This is a genomic window from Streptomyces sp. MH60 (genome assembly GCF_002939385.1).
Lineage (GTDB): Bacteria > Actinomycetota > Actinomycetes > Streptomycetales > Streptomycetaceae > Streptomyces.
In genome coordinates this window covers 205,154-228,907 of record NZ_MULI01000001.1, presented here as the reverse complement: position 1 = coordinate 228,907, position 23,754 = coordinate 205,154, and the positions used below count along the sequence as shown (strand labels likewise).

The 23,754-nt window shown below is 72.7% G+C and carries 20 protein-coding genes and 1 pseudogene; 15 read left to right on the top strand and 6 right to left on the bottom strand.

Annotation, left to right across the window (positions count from 1 at the left end):
- Window positions 1–5: 5 nt before the first annotated feature.
- Together BZZ08_RS01055 and BZZ08_RS01050 are read left to right on the top strand one after the other, a co-directional pair.
- Window positions 6–752 carry an SDR family NAD(P)-dependent oxidoreductase gene (locus BZZ08_RS01055; RefSeq protein ID WP_104630191.1) on the top strand — a complete coding sequence of 249 codons (747 nt, stop codon included), beginning with the start codon at window positions 6–8 and terminating at the stop codon, window positions 750–752.
- Window positions 749–1,816, top strand: coding sequence for an aldose 1-epimerase family protein (locus BZZ08_RS01050; RefSeq protein ID WP_104630190.1), 1,068 nt, complete (start codon window positions 749–751; stop codon window positions 1,814–1,816). Before BZZ08_RS01055 ends, BZZ08_RS01050 begins: the two co-directional genes overlap by 4 nt.
- A 40-nt stretch (window positions 1,817–1,856) precedes the next feature.
- Here the strand turns inward: BZZ08_RS01050 and BZZ08_RS01045 are convergent, their stop codons facing one another.
- Window positions 1,857–2,483: a YoaK family protein gene (locus BZZ08_RS01045; RefSeq protein ID WP_198601225.1), complete on the bottom strand. Its 627-nt coding sequence runs from the start codon at window positions 2,481–2,483 to the stop codon at window positions 1,857–1,859.
- A 271-nt stretch (window positions 2,484–2,754) separates the two neighbouring features.
- Here BZZ08_RS01045 and BZZ08_RS01040 point away from each other — a divergent pair, with 271 nt between their 5' ends.
- Entirely contained in the window at window positions 2,755–3,183 is a 429-nt protein-coding gene (locus BZZ08_RS01040; RefSeq protein WP_104630188.1) for a cold-shock protein, read from the top strand.
- A gap of 12 nt (window positions 3,184–3,195) precedes the next feature.
- On the opposite strand, the gene BZZ08_RS01035 is transcribed toward BZZ08_RS01040, so the two are convergent.
- Window positions 3,196–4,788, bottom strand: a complete 1,593-nt coding sequence (locus BZZ08_RS01035; protein ID WP_104630187.1) for an MFS transporter — start codon at window positions 4,786–4,788, stop codon at window positions 3,196–3,198.
- A gap of 115 nt (window positions 4,789–4,903) precedes the next feature.
- On the opposite strand from BZZ08_RS01035, the gene BZZ08_RS01030 reads away from it, so the two are divergent.
- The gene (locus BZZ08_RS01030; RefSeq protein WP_198601206.1) at window positions 4,904–5,497 is read left to right on the top strand and encodes a helix-turn-helix domain-containing protein; all 594 of its coding nucleotides are present in this window, start codon (window positions 4,904–4,906) and stop codon (window positions 5,495–5,497) included.
- 12 nt (window positions 5,498–5,509) lie between these two features.
- Here BZZ08_RS01030 and BZZ08_RS01025 read toward each other — a convergent pair whose 3' ends face one another.
- The 4 genes from BZZ08_RS01025 to BZZ08_RS01010 form a co-directional block, all read right to left on the bottom strand.
- Entirely contained in the window at window positions 5,510–5,713 is a 204-nt protein-coding gene (locus BZZ08_RS01025) for a hypothetical protein (RefSeq protein ID WP_241965301.1), read from the bottom strand.
- Between the two features lie 81 nt (window positions 5,714–5,794).
- Complete coding sequence (locus BZZ08_RS01020; RefSeq protein ID WP_104630185.1) at window positions 5,795–6,328, bottom strand: hypothetical protein; 534 nt, start codon at window positions 6,326–6,328, stop codon at window positions 5,795–5,797.
- Entirely contained in the window at window positions 6,329–7,057 is a 729-nt protein-coding gene (locus BZZ08_RS01015; RefSeq protein WP_104630184.1) for an SDR family oxidoreductase, read from the bottom strand.
- A 117-nt stretch (window positions 7,058–7,174) separates the two neighbouring features.
- On the bottom strand, window positions 7,175–7,588 hold the full coding sequence (locus BZZ08_RS01010; RefSeq protein WP_104630356.1) for a Fur family transcriptional regulator: 414 nt from the start codon (window positions 7,586–7,588) through the stop codon (window positions 7,175–7,177).
- A gap of 123 nt (window positions 7,589–7,711) precedes the next feature.
- Here BZZ08_RS01010 and BZZ08_RS01005 point away from each other — a divergent pair, with 123 nt between their 5' ends.
- The 11 genes and pseudogenes from BZZ08_RS01005 (at window position 7,712) to BZZ08_RS00955 (ending at window position 23,743) form a co-directional block, all read left to right on the top strand.
- A complete protein-coding gene (locus BZZ08_RS01005; RefSeq protein WP_104630355.1) occupies window positions 7,712–9,175 on the top strand; it encodes a catalase in 1,464 nt (487 codons plus the stop codon).
- A gap of 99 nt (window positions 9,176–9,274) precedes the next feature.
- Window positions 9,275–9,670, top strand: a complete 396-nt coding sequence (locus tag BZZ08_RS01000; protein ID WP_104630354.1) for an ankyrin repeat domain-containing protein — start codon at window positions 9,275–9,277, stop codon at window positions 9,668–9,670.
- Window positions 9,671–9,685: 15 nt separating this feature from the next.
- Window positions 9,686–10,153, top strand: a pseudogene (locus BZZ08_RS38920) (methyltransferase domain-containing protein); the annotation flags it as partial.
- Window positions 10,154–10,572: 419 nt separating this feature from the next.
- A complete protein-coding gene (locus tag BZZ08_RS00990) occupies window positions 10,573–12,051 on the top strand; it encodes a sugar transferase (protein WP_104630183.1) in 1,479 nt (492 codons plus the stop codon).
- 70 nt (window positions 12,052–12,121) lie between these two features.
- On the top strand, window positions 12,122–13,447 hold the full coding sequence (locus BZZ08_RS00985; protein ID WP_104630182.1) for a nucleotide sugar dehydrogenase: 1,326 nt from the start codon (window positions 12,122–12,124) through the stop codon (window positions 13,445–13,447).
- Window positions 13,437–14,696: a glycosyltransferase family 4 protein gene (locus BZZ08_RS00980; RefSeq protein WP_198601205.1), complete on the top strand. Its 1,260-nt coding sequence runs from the start codon at window positions 13,437–13,439 to the stop codon at window positions 14,694–14,696. Before BZZ08_RS00985 ends, BZZ08_RS00980 begins: the two co-directional genes overlap by 11 nt.
- The gene (locus BZZ08_RS00975) at window positions 14,693–16,060 is read left to right on the top strand and encodes a Wzz/FepE/Etk N-terminal domain-containing protein (protein ID WP_104630181.1); all 1,368 of its coding nucleotides are present in this window, start codon (window positions 14,693–14,695) and stop codon (window positions 16,058–16,060) included. Before BZZ08_RS00980 ends, BZZ08_RS00975 begins: the two co-directional genes overlap by 4 nt.
- Entirely contained in the window at window positions 16,057–17,586 is a 1,530-nt protein-coding gene (locus tag BZZ08_RS00970) for a Wzz/FepE/Etk N-terminal domain-containing protein (protein WP_104630180.1), read from the top strand. Before BZZ08_RS00975 ends, BZZ08_RS00970 begins: the two co-directional genes overlap by 4 nt.
- A 3-nt stretch (window positions 17,587–17,589) precedes the next feature.
- Window positions 17,590–19,524: an asparagine synthase (glutamine-hydrolyzing) gene (gene asnB, locus BZZ08_RS00965; RefSeq protein ID WP_104630179.1), complete on the top strand. Its 1,935-nt coding sequence runs from the start codon at window positions 17,590–17,592 to the stop codon at window positions 19,522–19,524.
- A 59-nt stretch (window positions 19,525–19,583) separates the two neighbouring features.
- Entirely contained in the window at window positions 19,584–21,779 is a 2,196-nt protein-coding gene (locus BZZ08_RS00960) for a bi-domain-containing oxidoreductase (RefSeq protein ID WP_198601204.1), read from the top strand.
- Window positions 21,776–23,743, top strand: coding sequence for an alginate lyase family protein (locus tag BZZ08_RS00955; RefSeq protein ID WP_198601203.1), 1,968 nt, complete (start codon window positions 21,776–21,778; stop codon window positions 23,741–23,743). The genes BZZ08_RS00960 and BZZ08_RS00955 overlap by 4 nt, the downstream gene beginning before the upstream one ends.
- The last annotated feature ends 11 nt before the right edge of the window (window positions 23,744–23,754 follow it).

The window sequence follows — 23,754 nt, the reverse complement described above, 5'->3', positions numbered from 1 at the left end:
ACCCCATGAAGCAACCCCGGGCCGCACTCGTGACCGGTGCCGGAGGCGCCCTCGGCCGGGCCACCGCCGTCCGGCTGGCCGCCGACGGGCACGACGTCGCCGTACTCGACCGCGACGCCGAGTCCCTGGAGAGCACCGCCGCGCTGGTGGAGAAGGCCGGTGCGCGGGTCCTCGCGCTCACCACCGACCTGCGCGACGCCCAGGCGGTCGAGGCGTCCGTCGAGCGGACGGTGACCGAACTGGGCCCGCTGCGGGTGCTGGTCAACAACGCGGCCGTGTACCCGAGCCGTTCCTTCCTCGACGTGCCGCTCGCCGAGTACGAGGAGGTGGTGGCGGTCAACCAGCGTGCCTACTGGGTCGCCGCGCAGGCCGCCGCCCGGCACCTGACGGACACGGGCGGCGGGGCGATCGTCAACGTCGCGTCGATCACCCTGCACGGCGGCTGGGACTCACTGGCCGCCTACATCTCGACCAAGGGTGCCGCCGTCGCCCTGACCCGCGCGCTCGCCCGGGAGCTGGGTCCCGCCGAGATCCGTGTCAACTGCGTCTCCCCCGGCGCCTTTCCCACCGCGGCCGAGGACATCCACGAGGACCCCGCGGCCTACCGGCGGCACGTGCTCGACCACCAGTCCCTGAAGCGGCGCGGCCGGCCCGAGGAACTGGCCTCGGTGGTGTCCTTTCTCACCGGCCCCGACGCCTCGTTCGTCACGGGCCAGTGCGTCGAGGTCAACGGAGGGTGGGTGATGGCGTGAAGCTGTACGGACGTTCCCACGACCGGCAGTCCCTCGCCCGGCACGCGGGCGACCTGAGCGCGGCGGGCGGGGTGCGGTCCGTCGTCCTGGACGACGGCTCCGAGCGCGGCATCCGCACGCTGGAGTTCCAAACCGGCGCCGGACTGTCGTTCGACGTGCTCGTGGACCGGGCGATGGACCTCGGCGGGGCCGAGTTCGAGGGCCGGGGTTTCGGCTGGCGCTCGGCGACCGGCTTCAGGCACCCCGGACTGCACGAGTACCGCGACGACGACGGCCTGTCCATGATGCGCAGCTTCTCGGGGCTGCTGCTCACCGCGGGCCTGGACCACACGCTCTTCGGCGCCGAGGTGGACGCCTCGCAGTACCGCTATCCGCCGCGGCGCACGGCCGTGCACGCCCTCCACGGGCGGGTCGCCAATCTTCCGGCCCGGCTCACCGGGTACGGCGAGCGGTGGGAGCAGGACGGCCGCTGCGTGCTGTGGGCGCAGGGCGAGGTCCGCCAGGCCGCGATCTTCGGCGAGCACCTGCGGCTCACCCGCCGCATCGAGGCCGATCTCGGCGGCCGCGAGATCCGTCTGACCGACCGGGTGCGCAACGCCGGCTTCGACCCGACGCCGCACATGTACCTGTACCACGTCAACATCGGCTGGCCCTTCCTGGAGGAGGGCGCACGCTACGAGTTGCCGCCGCACCGCACCCTGTGGCGCAGCGACAGCGTCGCCGAGCAGGGCGTTTCCCCCAGCGTGATGCCCGCCCCGCTGCCGGGCTTCGTCGAGCAGGTCTACGAGCACGCGCTGGAGCCCGACGCCGCGGGCCTGGCCCGGCCCCGCCTGGTCAACGAACGTCTCGGCGTCTACTTCGAGTTGGAGTTCGACACGGCCCAGTTCCCGTCCTTCTTCCAGTGGCTGCACCTGCGCGAGGGCGCCTACGCGGTCGGTTTCGAACCGTCCACGCACCCTGTTCAGGGCGAGGCCGCGGCCCGGGAGGACGGGTCCATGACGTTCCTCGCCCCCGGTGAGGAGCGGGAGTACACGACCACGTTCCGGGTGGGGCACCTGGACTGACCACCGGCTGCGGCTCGTGCGGACACGGGGGCGCCGGGCGTCACGGCTTGGGCCGGGTCCCCGTCCGCGCGTGCGTGTTCAGCCATGCCGCCGTCACCAGCAGCGCGGGGAGCAGCGGGGTGGCGCCGGGCAGCAGACGCTCCAGCAGCGTGGCGGCGGCCGCGCCCAGGATCAGCAGCGCCGTCGTGACCAGGGCGGGCCACTGGATCCGCCGGGCCGTCACCGCCTCGGCGACGGCTCCGGTCAGCAGGCCCGTCAGGTACGCGGTCGGCACCTGCGCGCCCATCGCGACGCGCACACCGGCGTTCTGGCAGCCCATCGCGGCCGCCACCGTGCCCAGCATCGCCGTGCGCTCCGCGCCCGACGGGTCCCCGTGCACGGCGAGCCACCACCCCACCACGGCCCACAGCAGGAGGAGTTCGAGCAGCAGGAAGCCGGATGGGTGCAGGCGGCCGCCCCGTTGGGCGCGGCCGGTCACCCAGGCGGCCCCCGCCGCGCCGAGGACGTAGCAGAGCACCGCGACGGCGGCCAGCGCGCCGATCCTCAAGTCCGCGCCGCCCAGACCGACCCCGGTCAACGCCGAGTTGGCGGTGACCACGCTGGTGAAGACGCCGCCGAGGGAGAGGAAACCCCAGGCGTTGACGGCGCCCGCGGAGAAGGTCAGCAGCCGCGCGGTCCACGCGTCCGCGTGCTGCCCCGACCCCGGCGGGAGATCCCGGCACCGATTGCCCTCCGTGGTCCTCTCCTCGCCTCGTCGGGGCCCCGGACGGAATCCTCGCCGACCGCCCCGGCGGCACGGGCCGCGACATGCCGGGCGGGGCGACCGCGCCGTACGTCGGCCACGTGCACCGGGAACCTGGCCGGATCACACCGGATAGCATGCACACGGCTCCGGGGAAGGGCCCCGGAACCGTGTGATTCTCAGAGGTGGGGGGCACGTGGTCGCGGGTCGTGTGGTGCGTTTCGACAGTACGCGGGGCTATGGGTTCATCGCGCCGGAGGACGGCGGCGAGGACATCTTCCTGCACGTGAACGATCTGCTCATCCCCGAGGAGTACGTGCGTGCCGGTCTGGTCGTGGAGTTCGAGGTGGAGAGCGGTGAGCGGGGGCTCAAGGCCTCGGGCATCCGGCTCCCCGAGGGGGAGCGGCACAAGCCTGCGCGTCGCCACCAAGAGGCCGCGCCCAGGGCCGTGATGTCCGACGAGAACGGCCAGCCGCTGTGCGATGTGCTGAGTTCCGACGAGTACCGGCGTGACGTGACGGAACTCCTGCTGACCGCGAGTCCGCAGCTGACCGCGGAGCAGATCCTCACCATCCGCGGCGCGCTGCTGAAGTTCAGCGAGGGCCACGGCTGGATCGAGGACTGAGCCCGCCTTCCGTCACGGGGCGGTGAGGGCCTCGGCGGCCTCCGGTTCGTCCGTGTCCACGGGGGCCGTTCTTCCCGGCCCGCGGAACGCGACGTAGACGAACAGGACGCCCATGACGGCGACGCCTGCCCACATGGCCTGCTGCCAGCCGTCGACGAAGGACTGCTGGGCGGCGTGCAGCAGGTCCGGGCCGTGCGGGCCGGCGCCCCCCGCGGCCTCGACGGCGTTGGCCACGCCCTCCCGGGCGTCGTCCGCCGGCCCCTGGGGAATGCCGTCCAGCCGTCCGTCGATGGCACCGCGGTAGCCGCTGGCCAGCAACGCCCCGAGCAGGGCGACGCCGAGCGCGGTGCCGAACTCGCGGGTGACGTCGTTGAGTGCGGACGCGACGCCCTGCTTCGCGCGGGGCAGCGAGCCGGTGATGGCCTCCGTGGACGGGGTCATCGACAAACCCATGCCGGTGCCCATGGCCAGCATGCCGGGCAGGACGGTCAGGTATCCGTCGTCCACGGAGACGAAGAGAGCCATGAGCGCGAGGCCGACGCCGGCCAGGGCGATGCCCGCGGCCATGGTCGCGCGGGAGCCGACGCGTGCGGCGAGCCCGGGGGCCAGGCCGGAGGCCGCCATCATCGTGACGGCCATGGGCATCAGCGCCACCGTGGAGAGCAGGCCGGACCAGCCGAGCACGGCCTGGAAGTACGGGAAGAGCACCACGGCGATGCCGGCCTGGACGCCGAAGACCACCAGGAGCGTAATCGACCCGCCTGCCAGGCCGCGCTCGCGGAACAGGCGCACGTCCAGCAGTGAGGCGTCGCGGCGGCGCAGTTCCCAGGCGACGAAGCCCACGGCGGCGAGGATGCCGACGGCGAGGCCGGTCAGCGTCACCGGGGCGCTCCAGCCGCGTTCGGGGCCTTCCTGGAGGACGAAGATGAGGCCGGTCACGGCGACGGTGGAGATCAGCGCTCCGGCCGTGTCGAACCGGTGGGCCGGGGTCTCGCGGGAGTTGGGGACCGACCTCAGGACCATGGCCAGGGCCACCACGACCAGGACCACCGGGAGGACGAACAGCAGACGCCAGTCGGCGACGTCGACGAGGAGGGCGGAGAGGAACATGCCCAGGATGCCGCCGCCTCCGGCGACCCCCGTCCACACGCCGATCGCCTTGCCGCGCTGCTCCTCGGGGAAGGTGGAGGTGATGACGGCGAGGGTGACGGGCATGATCATCGCGGCGCCGGCACCGCCGGCCACGCGGGCGGCGAGCATGACCTCGGCCGAGGGGGCCAGTCCCGCGAGGACGCTCGCGCCACCGAAGACCCCCAGCCCAGCGACGAGCACGGGCCTGCGGCCCAGCCGGTCGCCGACGGCGCCGAGCGGGAGCAGCAGCGCGGCCAGGGCGAGCGTGTAGATGTTGATGATCCACAGGACCGTGTTCTGGGAGGCGCCGAACTCGACGGCCATGTGGGTCTGCGCGACGTTCAGACCGGACACCGAGGCGATGACGGCCATCAGGGCGACCGACACGGCGATCAGGATCGTGCGGAGCTGACGCGCGTCGGGGGTGTTCCCGCCGCCGGCTTCGAAGGCCCGTACGGGTGGGCTGGTGCTCATGGCTTCCTTTCGCAGGGCAGGCCGCCGCCCGACGGGGCGTGGAGGGTGTCGGGGAGGCGGCTCGACTGCGTCCGAAGCTAAGCCCGCTTTGCGCTGAAGGCATACGATATTGCTCATGACGCAAGAAGACGGAGATCTGGACAGCCTCGTGCGCAAACGCATCCGCGCCCTGCGGGTCGCACAGGGCTGGTCCCTGGAGGAGCTGGCCGGGCGCGCCAACCTCAGCCAGTCCTCGCTGAGCCGTATCGAGAACGGCCGGCGCCGCCTCGCCCTGGACCAGCTGGTCATCCTCGCCCGCGCCCTGGACACCACGCTGGACCAGCTCGTGGAGACCGCCGACGACGACGTCATCACCAGTCCGATGATCGACAGCGCCCACGGTCTGATGCGCTGGCCGGTGAAGGGCGATCCCGGCATGACCGTGGTGCGTCAGCGCATGACCCAGCCGCCGCCCGAGAATCCGGCGCGTATGCGCGCCCACCCGGGCCGCGAATGGCTCGTGGTCCTGTCCGGCACCGCGGTCCTCATGCTCGGGCACCGCCGTTTCCGCGTGGAGACCCACCAGGCCGCCGAGTTCCCCACGATGCTGCCGCACGCGATCGGCACCGCGGGCGGACCCTGCGAGATCCTGGGCATCTTCGACCGCGACGCCCGCCGCGGCCACCAGCGCGAGGGCGGCGACCTCGGCACCCGGGACACGGGCGAGTGACGGCGCGGGGCGTCAGGCCCCGTCGGGCAGGGCGTACGCGAGGAGGGTCCGGAGTTTCTGTTCGCGGGCGTAGGAGTGGGCCGTGCTGTCCGGGTCGGGGAACTCGGCCGCGGCGTCGATGAACGGGCAGCCGCGCACCGGTGTCCCGTCGGGCGCGGGCAGCTCGAACAGCGCGAGGATCCGCTCCCGCGGTGGAACGTCGTCGCGGGTCAGCACGCCGACGGTCGGCCGCGGTCCGCACCGGCGTGTCCACGCGGCCGACGGCCCTGCCGCCGTACGGGGAGGGAGCACACCCCGCTACTCGATCAGCGCATCCGCGGCGATGATCACCAGGCCGATCAGCATGTCCAGGAACCCCGCGCGGCACGAGGACAGCCGGCCGAGCCCGGCGGTGCGGGCCGCGGAGGTGCCGAGGGCGAAGAGCAGGACGGTGTTCAGCACCAGGGCCGTGTCGGCGGCCGTGTCCTCCGCCCACCACCCGGCCGCCGCGGCGAGCAGCATCGCCACGGTCGGCAGCACGGCGGCGGCCAGCGGCCACTCGGCGATCACCGCGCGCACCCTGCCCGGTCCGGCCCTCCCGCCACCGGACGCGCGCTGGGCGATGACGTGCGCGTACCCGTGGGCGGCGCCCGACGTCAGCGCCGTGAGCAGGACCCACAGCGCGTCCTGGCCGGGATTGGCCTCCTCACCCGGAACGTCCAGCGCGGCCACCAGCGCGCTGGCCAGTACCAGGCCGTAGATTCCCTTGAACAGCCACCCCTCCGGCCGGCGCCGCAGGATTCCCCTCGGCGCATCGTCCTCGGCGGGGCCGTGGCCGGCGCGCTCGGCCATTCAGGACAGCCAGTCGGTGTATCGGGTGGGGGCCAGATGGGCGTCCATGTCGGTGAGGACGTCTCCCTCGACCGCCGCGAACATGCCGGCGGCCGGATCGGTGACGACCGTACGCCCGTCGCCCTTGCGGGCGAGGGTCAGGCGGCCCAGGTCGTCGAGCGGGAACACCTCCGGTCCGCCGATGTCGCGGATGCCGTTCAACGGGGCGCCCACGGCGACTTCCGCCACCGCGGCGGCCACGTCCTTCGCGGCGATCGGCTGGATCGGCGTGGCGGGCAGCCGGACGGAATCGCCGTCCGCGGTCCAGGACAGGACGGCCTCCATGAACTCCATGAACTGGGTGGCGCGCACGATCGAGTACGGCACGGGGCCGTCCCGGAGCAGTTCCTCCTGGAGGAGTTTGGCGCGGTAGTAGTCCAGCTTCGGCACCCGGTCGACGCCGACGATCGAGAGAATCACGAAGTGGCCCGTTCCGGCCCGCTGCGCCGCGGCCAGGAGGTGGTCCATCGAGGTCCGGAAGAAGGCGGGCGAGGCGTCGTCGAAGGTCGGCGAGTTCGTCAGGTTGACCACGACGTCGGCCCCCTCGACCGCCCGGTCCACTCCCCCGCCGCCGACGACGTCCACTCCGGTGGACAGCGAGTGGGGCACCGCCTGGTGTCCGGCCGCGTTCAGCTTCTCGACGACCTGCGAGCCGATGAGTCCCGTACCGCCGATGACCGCGATCTCCACGGCGCGCCTCGCTTCCTTCCGGGTCCGTGTGGTTCAGGAACCACTGTGTCGGTACGCGCGGAGGACTGCGCTTTGAACGCCCCGAAGGGATGAGGGAGGACCGGGTCGCCGACGGCGTCAGGCGGCGCAGTCCGGGCAGATGCCGCGGTAGGTCACTTCGACCTCGGAGACGGTGAAGCCGAAGGACTCGGAGGCCGGGAGGTCCGAGAGCGGGTCGCCCGTCGGGTGCACGTCGCGGATCGAGCCGCAGCGCGCGCAGAGCAGGTGGTGATGGGGGCGATGCGCGTTGGGGTCGTAGCGCTTGGCGCGGCCGTCGGTCGACACCTCGAGGACCTCGCCGCGGTGCACCAGTTCACGCAGGGTGTTGTACACCGTCGCGCGGGAGATCTCGGGCAGTCGCTCCGCCGCGCGGGCGTGCACCTCGTCGGCGGTCAGGTGCACGTGGTCTCCGTCGAGGACCTCGGCGACCACGCGTCGCTGCGCGGTCAGCCGCCAGCCGCGCTCGCGAAGCCGCCCCAGGAGATCACTCATGCGCAGCACCCTAGCAGGGTTCCGCTTCAACTCAAGAGCGGATATGGCTCTAGATGGCACCTTGCCTTAGATCCTGTCCAAGGTAGGGTGGGGTCCGCGAAGAACCACACCGAGGAGCAAGCCTTGCCTGAGAACAACCAGAAGCCGCTGACCACGGTTGCCGGTGCACCGGTTCCCGACAACCAGAACTCGCTGACGTCCGGCCCGCGCGGTCCGATGCTCTTGCAGGATGTGTGGTTCCTGGAGAAGCTCGCCCACTTCGACCGGGAGGTGATCCCGGAGCGCCGGATGCACGCCAAGGGCTCGGGCGCGTTCGGCACCTTCACGGTGACCCACGACATCACGCGGTACACGAGTGCCAAGATCTTCTCGGAGATCGGCAAGAAGACCCCGCTGTTCACCCGGTTCTCCACGGTCGCCGGTGAGCGCGGCGCCGCCGACGCCGAGCGCGACATCCGCGGCTTCGCCGTGAAGTTCTACACGGAGGAGGGCAACTGGGACCTGGTCGGCAACAACACCCCGGTCTTCTTCTTCCGTGACCCGCTGAAGTTCCCGGACCTCAACCACGCGGTGAAGCGCGACCCGCGCACCAACCTCCGCAACGCGGAGAACAACTGGGACTTCTGGACCAACCTCCCCGAGGCCCTGCACCAGGTCACGATCGTGATGTCGGACCGCGGCATCCCGGCCTCCTACCGGCACATGCACGGGTTCGGCTCGCACACCTACAGCTTCGTCAACGCCGAGGGCGAGCGGTTCTGGGTCAAGTTCCACCACCGCACCCAGCAGGGCATCAAGAACCTGACCGACGCCGAGGCCGAGGCCCTGGTCGGCAAGGACCGCGAGTCCCACCAGCGCGACCTCTTCGACGCGATCGAGAACGGCGACTTCCCGAAGTGGAAGCTGTTCATCCAGGTCATGCCGGAGGCCGACGCCGAGAACTACCGCTTCCACCCCTTCGACCTCACCAAGGTCTGGTCGAAGAAGGACTACCCGCTGATCGAGGTCGGCGAGTGGGAGCTCAACCGCAACCCCGACAACTACTTCGCGGACGTCGAGCAGGCCGCCTTCAGCCCGGCCAACGTGGTTCCGGGCATCAGCTTCTCCCCCGACCGGATGCTGCAGGGCCGGCTCTTCTCCTACGGCGACGCCCAGCGCTACCGCCTCGGTGTCAACCACCACCAGATCCCGGTCAACGCCCCGAAGAACCCGGTGAACTCCTACCACCGCGACGGCGGCATGCGCGTCGACGGCAACCAGGGAGCCACCCCGGGCATCGAGCCCAACTCCTACGGGCGCTGGCAGGAGCAGCCGGCCTACCGCGAGCCGAGCCAGGCCGTGGGTGCCGTCGCCGACCGGTTCAACTACCGTGAGGACGACGACAACTACTTCGAGCAGCCCGGCAACCTGTTCCGGCAGATGAGCCCGGAGCAGCAGCAGGTCCTCTTCGAGAACACGGCGCGCGCCATCGACGGCGCCTCCGAGCAGACCGTCGCGCGGCACATCGCCAACTGCACCAAGGCCGACCCGGCCTACGGCGAAGGTGTCCGCAAGGCGATCGAGGCCCTGGCCGCCGACAACCGCTGACCCGGCCGGCCGGAACGACGAGCGGTACACCCGCACCGCGCCGGCGTGGGCACCCCCGAGGTGCCCGCGCCGGCGCGGGCGTACCGCCACGGAGACATCATGGACATGAACAACAGCGGTGGTCTGACTGCCGAGCAGACGGAGCGCGTCGTGGCCATCGCCATGGACCTGGCCCGGGAGGGCGGCACCGAGCAGCTGGTGGAGTTCGTGGCCCACGGGCTGCCGGTGGACGTACGCGATCCGGCGGGCAACACCCTCCTCATGCTCGCCGCGTACCACGGTCACGCCGACACCGTGCGGACCCTGATCCGGTACGGCGCCGACCCGGACCTCCGCAACGGCAGGGACCAGTCCCCCCTCGCCGGTGCCCTGTTCAAGGGCGCCGACGACGTGGTGACCGTACTGCTCCGGGCCGGCGCCGATCTGGACTCCGGTACGCCGACCGCGCGGGCCGCCGCGGCCATGTTCGGCCGCGACCACCTGCTCGCGAGCTGACCGGGCGCCGGCACCGGCTCCCACGAGCCCGAGGACCGCGAGGTGACCGCGGTGGAGCCGTCGGCGGTCATGCGAGCGCGGCGGCCCGCCGGCGCGGCACGGTGCGTGGCCGCCGCCGCGGAGAGCCTGCCGTTCGAGGACCGGTCCTCCGGCGCCGCGATGGCCTTCAGCACCGTTCACCACTGGCACGACCCGATCGCCGGGCTGCGGGAGACGCGCCGCGTCACCCGTCGCGTGGTGGTGTTCACGCACGACACCAGTGACACCGGCTGGCGGCACCGGTTCTGGCTGCCCCGGACTGCCTGCCCGAGGTCGCGGACGCGGTCGCGAACCTCATCGCGGACCGGCCCCCGGTGGACCGCCGGCCCGCGCGATCGGGGCCCAGCTCCGCGACGACCTCTCCTCCGGCCGCTGGACCGAGCGCGACCGCGCCCCCTGGATCTCGACGCGGCGGAACTCGGTCTCCGGCTGCTCGTGGCCTGAACCGACGCTGCGCGAACGCCCGGGCGGCGGCGGTACCACGGTGGGACCCGACAGCCCGGAGCACGCGGTGGCGGGAAGGCGCCCCCGGGCCCTTCACACGATGGTTGATCAACTCCCAAAGCTTGAGCACGAATTACACACATCCCCTCTACACGGTGGCCCCGATGGTCTAGATTGACCGTGCTTCAGCTGTTCAGGCACGAGGCGACCGGTAATGATCTTTAGGTCCGGGGCAGGGGGGTCTGCTGCATTCACTGTGCATGACTCGTATTGCTGTGACATAGCCGGAACGTTGTGCGCGGGCAGGCCGGGGGGCCGTCCGTGGGGAGGAACAGCGCGGCGCGGGAGGCGGGGGTCTCCCGAGGGGGAGGAACAGTGCTAGGCGAATACGTCGAACCACTGGGAACCTGGGGGGTTCTGTGCGGCAAGGGGGATTGGTCAGCCCGTTTCCGTCTGCCCGCGGGCAGTTGGCGGCCGGGGCAGCCAGCCGGCTCACGAGCGACTGGGAGCAGCGGTACCGCCGTACCGTGATCACCACCGATACCGTGACCACCGCCTTCGTGGTGGCGGGCATCGGCAACTTCTTCGGGGTCCGGGACGCGGCCAACTGGCACGAGAAATGGGGCATTCTCGCGTTCGGCACCGAGCTTCTGGTCCTGAGCGCGCTGGCGGTGAGCCGGTCGTGGTCACCGGCCGTGCTCGGCCAGGGCGCCGAGGAGTTCCGGCGGCTCGGACGCTCACTGTTCATGGCGACCGTCGTGCTGGCGCTCGGCGGAATCGCCCTCACCTCGCGCAACATCAAACTCTGGATCTTCGTCGCCGTCCCCGCGATCGCGATCGTCACCATGATCTCGCGCTACGCGCTGCGCGTCCGGCTGCACCGGAAGCGCAAGGAAGGACGCTGTCTGAGACCGGTGCTCGCCGCCGGCAGCCCGGCCACCGTGCGCGATCTGATCGCCCGGACCCGGAGGTTCCCGCACCTCGGCTGGCGCGTGGACGCGGTCTGCACGACGCTCGGCCCCGGGCTCGGAGGTGACCAGCTGGACGGAGTGCCGGTCGTCGGCCCACTGGAGGACGTCGCCCACCACGTCCGCCGCGACGGCTACCGGGTGGTCGCGGTCACCCCGGACCCGCACTGGTCACCGCACCGGCTGCAGCGGCTGGCCTGGAACCTCGAGGGCAGCGAAGCCGAGATGGTCGTGGCGCCCGTACTGATGGAGGTGGCCGGTCCGCGGCTGCACGTCGACGCGGTGCTCGGGATCCCGCTGCTGCGGGTCAGCATGCCGACCTTCACCGGGGGCCGCCGGGCCGTCAAGGCCGTGGTCGACCGGCTGGGCGCGGCGATCCTGCTGACGCTGTTCGCGCCCCTGATGGTGTTCGTCGCACTGCTCATCCTGGTGGACAGCCGGGGCGGGGCGTTCTACCGCCAGCGCCGGGTCGGCAAGGGCGGCCGCGAGTTCACCATTCTCAAGTTCCGCACCATGGTCGCCGGGGCCGACCGGGCGCGGGCCGCGCTGGCCGACCGCAACGAGGGCGCGGGCCTGCTGTTCAAGCTCCGCCGGGACCCGCGGGTGACCCGGGTCGGGGCGGTGCTGCGCCGGTACTCGATCGACGAGCTGCCGCAGCTGTTCAACGTGCTCACCGGATCGATGTCGCTCGTCGGTCCGCGGCCTCCGCTGCCGGAGGAGTCCGCGGCGTACGGCCCGGACATCCGAAGACGGCTGCTGGTCAAGCCCGGACTCACCGGCCTGTGGCAGATCAGCGGACGCAGCGACCTGCCGTGGGAGGAGGCGGTCCGGCTGGACCTGCGGTACGTGGAGGACTGGTCGCTCGCGCTGGACACAGTGATCTTGTGGAAGACGCTGCGCGCCGTGGTCCACGGGCAGGGGGCGTACTGATGCGCGGGGGCCGCCGGGCCGACGCGCGGATCGCAGGCCGTCGGGGCCTGCCTGGGGGGAGGAACGGGTCATGAGGGTGAGCGTTTTCGGCCTCGGCTATGTGGGCTGTGTGTCGGCCGCGTGCCTGGCCGGCATGGGGCACGAGGTCATCGGGGTGGATGTGAACCAGGTGAAGGTCGACCTGGTCAACGACGGCAAGGCCCCGGTGGTCGAGGAGCGGATCGGCGAACTGATCGCCGAGGTCGTGGGCACCGGAGCGTTGCGCGCCACCGGCGACGTCCGCGAGGCGATCATGGAGAGCGAGATATCCCTGGTCTGCGTGGGCACCCCGTCGGAGCCCAACGGCAGCCTGTGCACGACGTACTTGGAACGGGTCACCGAGGAGATCGGCGCCGCGCTGGCGGACCGCGGCGGGCGCAGTGGGCGGCACACCGTGGTGTTCCGCAGCACCATGCTCCCGGGTACCTGCGCGAACCTGCTGGTGCCGATCCTGGAGAAGTACGTCGGCGGCACCGCCGGGGTGGACTTCGGGGTCGCGGTGAACCCGGAGTTCCTGCGCGAGGGCACAAGCGTGCGGGACTTCTTCGACCCGCCCAAGACCGTCATCGGCGAACTCGACCCGGCCAGCGGCGACGCGGTGCTGGCCCTGTACGACAGCCTGCCCGGCGAGGTGTTCCGGGTGCCGGTCGCGACGGCCGAGGCGATCAAGTACGCGGACAACGCCTTCCACGGCCTCAAGATCGGCTTCGCGAACGAGCTGGGCGCGGTGTGCCAGGCGCTCGGGGTGGACTCGCACCAGGTGATCGACGTCTTCCTGGCCGACCGCAAGCTGAACATCAGCCCCGCCTATCTGCGTCCCGGCTTCGCCTTCGGCGGTTCCTGCCTGCCCAAGGACCTGCGCAGCCTGGTCCACGCGGCGCAGCGGGCCGACGTGTCGGTGCCCATCCTCGCCCACGTGCTGCCCTCCAACTCCGCGCACCTGGAGCGCGCGGTGGAGCTGGTGGAGCGCACCGGGAAGCGCCGGGTCGGGCTGTTCGGGCTGTCCTTCAAGCCCGGCACCGACGACCTCCGGGAGAGCCCGCTCGTCGAACTGGCGGAGCGGCTCTTCGGCAAGGGCTACGACCTCAAGATCCACGACGCCAACGTGAGCCTGTCCCGGCTGCTCGGCGCGAACCGCGAGTACGTCGAGACCCGGCTGCCGCACCTCGCCCAGCTGCTCGCGGACTCCGTCGACGAGGTCCTCGAACACGCCGAGGTGTGCCTGGTCGGGACCAAGGACCCGGCCGTGCTGGCGGCGCTCCCCCACAGCGGGGGGCCGCTGCTGATCGACCTCATCCACCTTCCCGACGCCGACACGCGCCGGACCGAGCCGGGGTACGTGGGCCTTGCCTGGTGACACGACGTCCGGTGCCACGCCGCTCGGCGGCGCCGGCGACCGGCCGGGACGGCGCGCGCTGATCCTGGTGGAGAACCTGTCGGTGCCCTTCGACCGGCGGGTGTGGCAGGAGTGCACGACCCTGCGCGACGCGGGCTGGGACGTGCACGTCATCTGTCCCACGGGCACCAAGCGGGACACGGAGCGGGAAGCGGTCGTCGACGGGGTGCGCATCCACCGCTACCCGCTGCGCGCGGCCACCGGAGGACCGGCCGGCTACCTGCGGGAGTACGGGGCGGCGCTCTGGCACACCTTCCGGCTGGCCCGCAGGGTCGGCCCGGTCCACGTGGTCCACGCCTGCAACCCTCCCGACCTGCTGTTCCTGCCCGCCCTGTGGCTCAAACGGCGCGGCGCGCGGTTCGTCTTCGACCAGCACGACCTGATACCCGAGCTGTACCTCTCCCGCTTCGGCCGCGGCAAGGACCTGCTCTACCGCGCCGTGTGCGCCCTGGAACGGATGACCTACCGGGCCGCGGACATCGTGCTCGCCACGAACGAGAGCTACCAGGACGTCGCGATACGCCGGGGCGGCCGCCGCCCGGAGGACGTCTTCGTGGTGCGCAGCGCGCCCGCCACCGAACGCTTCCAACCGGTGCCCGCCGAACCGGACTTGAAACGGGGCAAGCCCCATCTGCTCTGCTACCTCGGCGTCATGGGCCCCCAGGACGGCGTCGACTACGCCCTGCGGGCCCTGGCGAAACTGCGCGACGAGGTCGGGCGGACCGACTGGCACGCGGTGTTCGTCGGCTCCGGTGACGCCTTCGACGCGATGGTGGAGCTGTCCCGGTCGCTGGGGCTCGGCGAGCAGGTGCGGTTCACCGGGCGCATTCCGGACGCCGATCTGGTGCGCTACCTGTCCACGGCGGACGTGTGCCTCTCCCCCGACCCGCGCAATCCGCTCAACGACGTGTCGACCATGAACAAGGTCCTGGAGTACATGGCGATGGGCCGGCCCATCGTCTCGTTCGACCTCCGGGAGGCGCGCGTCTCCGCCGGTGACGCCGCCCTCTACGCCCCCGCCAACGACGAGGGCGAGTTCGCGAGGCTCGTCGCACGGTTGCTGGACGACCCCGACGAGCGCGCCCGGATGGGCAAGATCGGCCAGGAGCGCGTCAACGGACAGCTCTCCTGGCGCAACTCGCAGACGGCGCTGCTCGCCGCGTACGCCGCCGCCTGCCGCACACCAGCAGGGAGAAGGCCGCGCCGTTGAGCGATGACACGATACGCCTGGTCACGGTCGGGCGGATTCTCCGTCGGCGCCGGCGGCTGCTCGCCGTCCTCGTCGTGGTGGGCGCACTCGTCGGCTACGGCGTCTCGGTGCTGTTCCCGCCGCGCTACACGGCGTCCGCCTCGGTCCTGCTGCCGGGGCAGTGGGAGGAGCGCGAGCTGGTCACGCAGGTGGAGATCGCGACCAGTTCGTCGGTGGTCGACCGGGCGGGCGAGGCGCTCGACTGGAGCGGGGTCAGCGACAGCGAGCTGCGCGACCGGGTGAGCGCCGAGACCGCCGACGGGAACGTCATCAAGATCTCCGGGACGGCCGAGACCCCGGAGCGTGCGCAGCGGCTCTCCGACGAAGTGGCCCAGCAGTTCGTGACGTTCGCGGCACGGATCGCGAGCGGCAGCACCGATCCCGACGAGGCGGCGGGGCCCGAGGCGCTGCGGGAGCAGGTGAAGCGGACCAACCAGCGCATCACCGACCTGGCCAACGCGGCCGATCCGGGGCAGACCGTGGAGAGCGTGCAGGCCCGCACCGAGCTGGAGAAGCTGCGCACCACGTTGCAGGAGGCCATGCAGAAGCTGGAGGAGGCCGACCCGGCGAACAACCGGGCCGGCCTGGTCGTCATGGGACCGGCGCCCCGACCGGCCGGCGAGGCTCCGCCAACGAGGCTGCAGCTCGTCGGCGGCGGCGCGCTGCTGTTCTTCGTGCTCGCGGTCGTCGGTCACCTGGCCGCGGCGCGGGTGAACCGGCGGCTGCGCTCCGAACCCGAGATCGCCGCGGCGCTGCGCTCGGCAACGCTGGGCACCGTCGACGTACCCGGTGACCGGCGCGCCCACCGGCCGAAGGCACGCGGCGCGCGGGCCCGGCTCCGGCGGCTGCTGGGCACCGACGTCCGGTGGGACCTGCCGGCCCCGCGGTCCTCCGGCGACGAGGCCGGGCGGCGGATCCGCTACCGGCGGGTGTGCGCGCGCCTGCGGGAACGGCTGCCGGCCGCCCGGCGGCTGCTGGTCGTCGTACCCGACGACGACGGGGTCGCCCGACGGGCCGCCGAGCGGCTCGCCGCCGAGGCCGAGGGCGAACCGCTGCTGCGGGTGGTGGAGGTCTCGGTGTCCCGGCCGATGGTGCCGGACCGCGACACCGAGTCCGGTGTCCTGGTCGTGCTCGGCGCGGGCAGCCGCACCGCGGAGGAACTCGCCGGCCTCGCCGAGGCGTGTGCGGACGGCGGACACGAGGTCGTCGGCGTCGTCGTCGCCGACGCGGTCCGGGCCCGTACCGCGGACTCGTCCGACCGCCCTCCGGAGAACGCCACCCCGGTGACTCCGGTGCCCGAGCGAGCGACGGGAGGTGCCGCATGACGACGAGTACGGCTTCGCCGTCGGCCACCTCCGCTCCGCTGCTGGACCTGCAGGCACTGGTCGTGGCGGTGCGCAGGCGGCGGCGCCTGTGGGCCTCCCTCGCGCTGCTGGGCCTGCTGGCCGGCGCGGCGGTGGCGGTCCTGCTGCCGCCCCGGCCGACCGCGGTGACCAAGGTGCTGGTCGCGCACAAGGACGACCAGCCGAACGACACCGGAACGCTCATCCGCACCGATGTCGAGCTGCTGGACACCACGCGGATCGCCGCCGCGGCCCTGCGGTCGCTCGGCTCCCGGGAGGACCCGGAAGACTTCATGCAGGACTACCGGGGCACCGGACTGACCAACAACCTGCTGCAGATCGACGTGACGGGTGACAGCGACGCGGACGCGGTGGCCCGGGCCAAGGCGCTGGCCGAGACGTTCGTCACGGACCACGTGCGGCGGATGCGGGAGGCCGCCGAGGCCGAGTCCGAGTCCCTGCTGGACCAGCGTGACCGCATGCGCAAGGAACTCGCCGAGGTCAACAAGTCGATCGGGGACCGCTCACCGGACGACGAACCGAACGCGTCGGCGAGCATCGAGTCGCTCTTCGCCCGCCGGGCCGAGCTCGACTCGCGGATCGCCGAGTTCGACCAGCGGGCCGCGGAGGCGCTCACCGGCACGCCCGAGGTCGTCGCCGGCACGAAGATCGTGGACGCCCCGCACGCGGTGCGGCACTCCCTGCCCAGGGCCGTGGGCACCGACGCCGCGATCGGGCTGGTCCTCGGGCTCGTTCTCGGGCTCGCGCTGGCCGCGGTCGGCGCGGTGGTGGCGGACCGCCCCGTGCTGCGCCGGGAGATCGCCGCGAACCTGGGCGCCTCGGTCCTCGCCGAGCTGCGCCGCGGGCCGCGCCGGTCGGCCCGGTCGTGGCAGCGCCGGCGGACCCGGGCGGCACGCGAACGGCTCACCACCACCCTGGCCCGCATCGTGCGCGGCTCCGCGGAACCGGTGTCCCTGCTGGAACTCGGCTGCGCGCGCGGCACCGGCCTGATCGCCCTGGACGTCGCCGGAGCACTGGAGGCGGACGGGCCCGTGGTCGTCGTCGACGCGCTGCCCGGCACGGACCTCGCGGGCGCCCGCCGGAAGTCCGCGGGCCCCACCGTGCTGAGCGGCGAGCGGGCCGCGGCCGAACCGCACCATGTGCGCCGCCTCGGCGTCGGCTCGGTGGCGCCCGGTACGGCGTGGACCGACCTCCACTACCTCGGCAGCAGGACGGTGCTCGTCGTGCGGGCCGGGCACGGTAGCGCCGCGTGGCTGCACACCGTGGCGCGGCAACTCGCGGACCAGCGCATCGCGGTGATCGGGGTGGTCCTGATCGACCCCGATCCGCGTGACCGGACCGACGGCACCCTGTGGGACGGCCCGCACCTCACGCCGCGCGGCCACGACGAACGGCCGAGACGGCACAACGGGACGGGGAGGCTTCGCGCGGAACGGCCGTCGATGCCGGCCACGACGGTCCCGGACAGCGATCAGGAGGCGCGGTAGCACATGTGTGGCATCGCAGGCACGTACCACTGGCCGGACGGCAAGGCCGTGACCGACCGGCTCACCGACGTCCTCGCGCACCGCGGTCCGGACGGGGCGGGCCGCTACAGCCACCCCGCCGGTGACGGCGAGGTGCAGCTCGGGCACCGTCGGCTGGCCATCATCGACCTGTCCGGGACCGGCGCCCAGCCGATGGTCTCGGACGGTCTCGCCCTGACGTACAACGGCGAGCTGTACAACGCGCCCGAACTCCGCGGCGAGCTGGAGTCCGCCGGGGTGCGCTTCCGCGGCACCTCCGACACCGAGGTGGTGCTGGAGGCCTGGCGGCGCTGGGGCACCGGCTGCCTCGCCCGGCTGCGCGGCATGTTCGCGTTCGCGGTGTTCGACGAGCGCACCGGTGAACTGGTGCTCGCCCGCGACCAGCTCGGCATCAAGCCGCTGTTCCTGCTCCGGCGCGGCGGGGGTCTGGTGTTCGCCTCCGAGCTCAAGGCGCTCGCCGCCGTGACCGGCGGGAAGCTGGAGGTGGACCACGCGGCGCTGGTGGCCTCGCTGCTGTACTACTGGGTGCCGGACTCGCGCTGCGCGTTCCGCGAGGCGGAGAAGCTGCCGCCGGGGAGCTGGCTGCGGTGCCGGCCCGACGGCCGGGTGGAGCGCGGCAGGTTCTGGAACCTCAAGGACGTCGCCGCCGAGGGCCGGGAGCGGGCCCTGAGCGGCGAGCGGCCGGACCTGGCCGCCGTGGTCGAGGAGTCGACCCGGCGCCACCTGCTCTCCGACGTGCCGGTGGCGACGTTCCTCTCCGGTGGGCTGGACTCCAGCTATCTGACCGCGCTGGCGGCCCGCGAGCGGCCCGGGATCTCCGCCTACACGATCGGGTTCCGCGCCGAGGACGCCAAATTTGAGGCGATGCCCGACGACCTGCGCTACGCCCGGCAGGTGGCCGAGCGGTTCGGCGTCGACCTGCACGAGATCGAGATCGCCCCCGACGTGCTCGACCTGCTGCCGCGGATGACGTACCACCTGGACGAGCCGATCGGCGACCCCGCCGCGATCAACACCTTCCTGATCTGCTCGGCCGCCCGGGAGGCCGGGGTCAAGGTGATGCTCTCGGGGATGGGCGCCGACGAACTGTTCGCCGGTTACCGCAAGCACCTGGCCAACGTGCTGGCGCTGCGTTACCAGCGCGTCCCGCGGCCGCTGCGGCGCGGGGTGTCCGCGGCCGTGGACCGGCTGCCGGTCGCGACCAGCCGCCGGGGCTACCGCTCGGTGCGCTTCGCGAAGCGGTTCCTCTCCTTCGCCGATCTGCCGGAGGAGACCGCCTTCCGGCGCAGCTACACGATGTACGACCGCGAGGAGCTGCTCGCCCTGATCGACCCGGACCTGGCGGGGACGGTCGAGGACGTGCTGACCGAGCACGCGGACGTCTACCAGGACAACGACCTCGACGACTTCGTGAACCGCATGTGCCTGGGCGACGCCCGGATGTTCCTGCCGGGCCTGAACCTCGCCTACACGGACCGCTCCAGCATGGCCGCCTCGACCGAGGTCCGGGTGCCGTACGTGGACGTCGAGGTGGTGAAGGCGGCGTTCGCCTTCCCCGGCGACCGCAAGATCGTCGGCCGACAGGGCAAGGCCGTCCTGAAGGAGGCGGCCACGTCGGTCCTGCCCCGGGAGATCGTGTACCGGCCCAAGGGCCTGTTCAGCGCCCCGCTGCGGGCCTGGATGAGCCGGGACCTGGCGCCGCTGGTGCGCGAGGTGGTGAACGACGGCGAGCTGGTGCGGTCCGGTTTCCTGCGGCGCGACGCGCTGCGGCGGCTGGTCGCCGAGGACGCCGCCGGGCAGCGGGACTTCTCCAAGCACCTGTGGCACGTGCTGACCCTCGAGTACTGGTACCGCGGCGCGACCTCGGGGGCCGACCAGAACTCTCCATCGACGGTGTAGGGCCTCCCGGCGCACCGACCGGCACCGAGACAACCGGCACAGAGACGCGAGGACTTCGGGTGAAACAGGTTGTGCAGAACTACAAGAGCGGCGAGCTGGCGCTGCTCGACGTGCCGGTGCCGGGCTGCAAGCCGGGCGGTGTGCTGGTGCGGACCGCCTACTCGCTGATCTCCACCGGCACCGAGCTGATGAAGGTGTCCGAGGCCGGCATGTCGATGCTGGGCAAGGCCCGTTCCCGGCCGGACCAGGTGGCCAAGGTCGTGCAGAGCGTGGCCACCAACGGGGTGCCCGCCACCTACCGCAAGGTGATGGGCAAGCTGGACTCCTACACACCGCTCGGCTACTCGCTGTGCGGGGTGGTCGAGCAGGTCGGCGCCGGGATCGACGACGTGAAGGTCGGCGACCTGGTGGCCTGCGCGGGCAACGAGCACGCCCTGCACGCCGAGTTGAACTGGGTCCCGAAGAACCTCTACGCCCCGGTGCCGGACGGCCTCGCGCCGCGGCACGCGGCCTTCGGCACCGTCGGGTCGATCGCGCTCCAGGGGGTCCGCCAGGGCGAGTCGCGGCTGGGCGAGGTGGCCCTGGTCATCGGTCTCGGGCTGATCGGGCAGCTGGTGGTGCAGTTGCTCGCCGCCTCGGGCGTCCGGGTGGTCGGCGTCGACCCCGACCCGGTGCGCTGCGAGCTGGCCGAGCGGCTGGGCGCGGCGGCCTGCGGTGACCCGGCGTCCCCGGCCGTGGAGAGTGCCGTGGCCGAACTCACCGACGGCCACGGGGTGGACCAGGTGTACCTGGCCGCCGGCGGTGGCAGCAACCAGCCGGTCGAGCTGGCCGCGCGGCTGTGCCGGGACCGCGGCCGGGTCGTCGACATCGGCAAGTGCCGTCTGGACCTGCCGTGGAACGCGTACTACGAGAAGGAGCTGGACGTCCGGTTCTCCCGCTCCTACGGACCCGGGCGCTACGACCCGGAGTACGAGATCGAGGGGCGGGACTACCCGATCGGCTACGTGCGCTGGACCGAGCGGCGCAACCTGGCGTGCTTCCTCGATCTCGTCGCCCGGGGCCGCGTCGACGTGGAGCCGCTGATCACCCGCACGGCCGCCTTCGACGACGCAGTGGAGACCTACCAAAGCCTCAAGGACGGCGATCTCAAGGCCGTGGCCGTGCTGTTCCGGTATCCCGAACTCACCGAGGAGGAAGGGGCGTCGGCCGAGGCCCCGGCGCTGACCGTGCCCGCGGTGCCGAGCGGCGCCAAGCGCTCCGCCCCGCTGCGGGCGGCGAAGAGGCCGGTGCGCCTCGCGTTCGTCGGCGCGGGGAACTACGCGACGTCGATGCTGCTGCCGCACCTGGCACGGCGCGACGGCGTCGACCTGTCGACGGTCGTCACCACGACGGCCCTGTCCGCGGCCAACGCGCAGCGGAAGTTCGGCTTCGGGAAGGCGACCACCGATCTGGACGCCGTGCTCGGCGACGCGTCCGTCGACGCGGTGTTCGTCGTCACCCGGCACAGCTCGCACGCCGAACTGACCCGCAAGGCGCTGCTGGCCGGCAAGGCCGTGTTCGTGGAGAAGCCGTTGGCGCTCACCGAGGACGAGCTGACCGGCGTGCTCGCCGCGGTGGAGGAGTCCGGCAACGACCGGTTGCAGGTGGGCTTCAACCGCCGGTTCGCGCCGCTGCTCCAGGAGGCCAGGAAGCGGTTCGGCGACCGCACCGGACCGGCGAGCCTGCGCTACCTGGTCAACGCGGGGCGGCTCGACCACGGCAGCTGGTACCTCCAGCAGGGCACCGAGGGCTCGCGGTTCGCCGGTGAGGGCGGGCACTTCGTCGACACGGCGAGCTGGCTGCTGGGCGCCGACCCGGTCTCGGTGTACGCCCTCGCGCCGTCCGGCAACGAGGACCTCCAGGTGGTGCTGGGCTACCCGGACGGGTCCACCGCCACCCTCAGCTACGTCACCGCCGGCGCGGCGGGCTTCCCCAAGGAGACGCTGGACCTGGTCGCGGACGGCAAGGTGCTGCAACTCGACGACTTCGTCCGTACGTCCGTCTACGACGGGCGCAAGCGCTGGGTCAGTTCGCGGCTGCCCAAGGCCCGGGACAAGGGCCAGTCGGCCGAACTGGCCGCGTTCGTCCGGGCGGTGCGGACCGGCGGGCCGATGCCGGTGCCGCTCGGGTCGCTGGTCGCCACCACGACGGCCACCCTGGCCGTGCGGGCCGCGCTGACCGGCGGCGCTCCGGTGACCCTGGCGGAGGCGCGATGACCGTGACCCCGGGGAGTCCGGGCTGGTACCTGCGACGGCTGTCCCGGATGGGGCCGCGCGAGGTGGGCGGCCGGGTGGGCGACACGGTGCGCAGGCGGCGGTGGCGGTCGGTGCGGCCGGACGTCCCGGGCGTGACCGGTGCCCGGTTCACCGCGGCCCTGCCCGCCGGGACGCTCGCCGCGGTGCCGCCGGACGCCGCGAAGCGCCTCGTCGCGGAGGCGGACCGCCTGATGGCCGGGCACGCCGAGTACTTCGGCGTGGCCCGCGACGACCTGGCCGACCCGGACTGGTGGTACGACCCGAAGACCGGGCGCCGGGCGCCGGGCGGCTACGCCTTCGACGTGCCCTACCGCGACGAGGACGCGGTCGGGGACGTCAAGCAGATCTGGGAGCCGTCCCGGCACCAGTACCTGACGGTGCTCGCCGCCGCCTACGCGGTCACCGGGAACGAGCGGTACGCCGAGCGCGTGGCCGAGCACCTGCGGTCGTGGTGGGCGTCCAACGCACCGCTGCGCGGGGTGCACTGGGTCAGCGGCATCGAGCTGGGCATCCGGCTGCTGTCGTGGGTGTGGATCCGCCGGCTGCTCGACGGCTGGCCGGGCGCGGCCGCCCTCTTCGAGGACAACCCGGCGGCCCTGAAGCAGATCTGGCACCACCAGCGCTGGCTGGCCGCCTTCCCCAGCCGGGGATCGTCGGCGAACAACCACGTCGTGGCGGAGGCCGCCGGTCAGCTGGCCGCGGCCTGCGCCTTCGACTGGTTCCCCGCCTCGGCACGCTGGCGGGACGACGCGCTGCGGTCGCTGGAGCGGCATCTGCGCGGCAACACGTTCCCCTCCGGTCTCAACCGCGAGCTGGCCACCGAGTACCACGGTCTGGTGCTGGAACTCGGCCTGGCCGCGGTGGCGGAGGCGGACGCCGCCGGTGTGCCGGTGCCCGCGACGGTCCGGCTGGTGCTGCTGCGGATGACCGACGCGCTCGCCGCCGTCGTGGACGACTCGCTGCGGCCGCCGCGCCAGGGGGACGCGGACGACGGACACGGCCTGGTGGTGGACGGCGCGGGCACCGACCGCTGGGCCTCGCTGCTGGCCACCGGGGACGCCGTGTTCGGCGCCCTGTCCTGGTGGCCGACGGTGACCGGCACCGATGTGCGCACCCCGCTGCTGGCCGCGCTGATCCGGCCGTACGGCAAGGGGGACGCCGGTCCGGCCGTGACCCGTCCGGCGCGCAGGCCGGCCCACTTCGCGGACGCGGGGCTCACGGTCCTGCGCGGTCCGGCGGGGATCTGGTGCCGCTGCGACGGCGGTCCGCACGGCTTCCTCTCCATCGCCGCGCACGCCCACGCGGACGCGCTCTCGGTGGAGGTGCGGCACGACGGGGTCGACGTGCTCGCCGACCCGGGGACGTACTGCTACCACGGGCAGCCCGTGTGGCGGCGGTACTTCCGGTCGACCCTCGGCCACAACACCGTGGAGCTGGACGGCACCGACCAGTCCGTCTCCGGCGGCCCGTTCCTGTGGACCCGGCACGCCCGCAGCCGCGTGCTGGCCGTGGACACCTCCGACGAGGGGGTGTCCCGCTGGTGTGCCGAGCACGACGGGTACGGGGGTTCCGTGCACCGCCGCCGGGTGGAGCTGACCGCCGCGAGCCGTGAGCTGCGGGTGGTGGACGAGGTGCGCGGCCCGCGCCGGGCCGTGCGCCTCGCGTTCCACCTCGGCCCGGCGGTCTCCGCCGACCTGGCCGGGAGCCGGGCCGTGCTCACCTGGGCCCGGGACGGCGAGGAGCGCTCGGCGGTGCTCGACCTGCCGGGCGGGCTGTCCTGGCGGGCGCATCGCGGGGAGACCGACCCGCCGCTGGGCTGGTACTCCCCCGGCTTCGGGCGCAAGGAACCGGCCACCACGCTGGTCGGCACCGGTTTCACCGACGGCGCGCAGGGCTTCACGACCGTACTCGGGTTCCGCGACTAGGCACAGGAAGG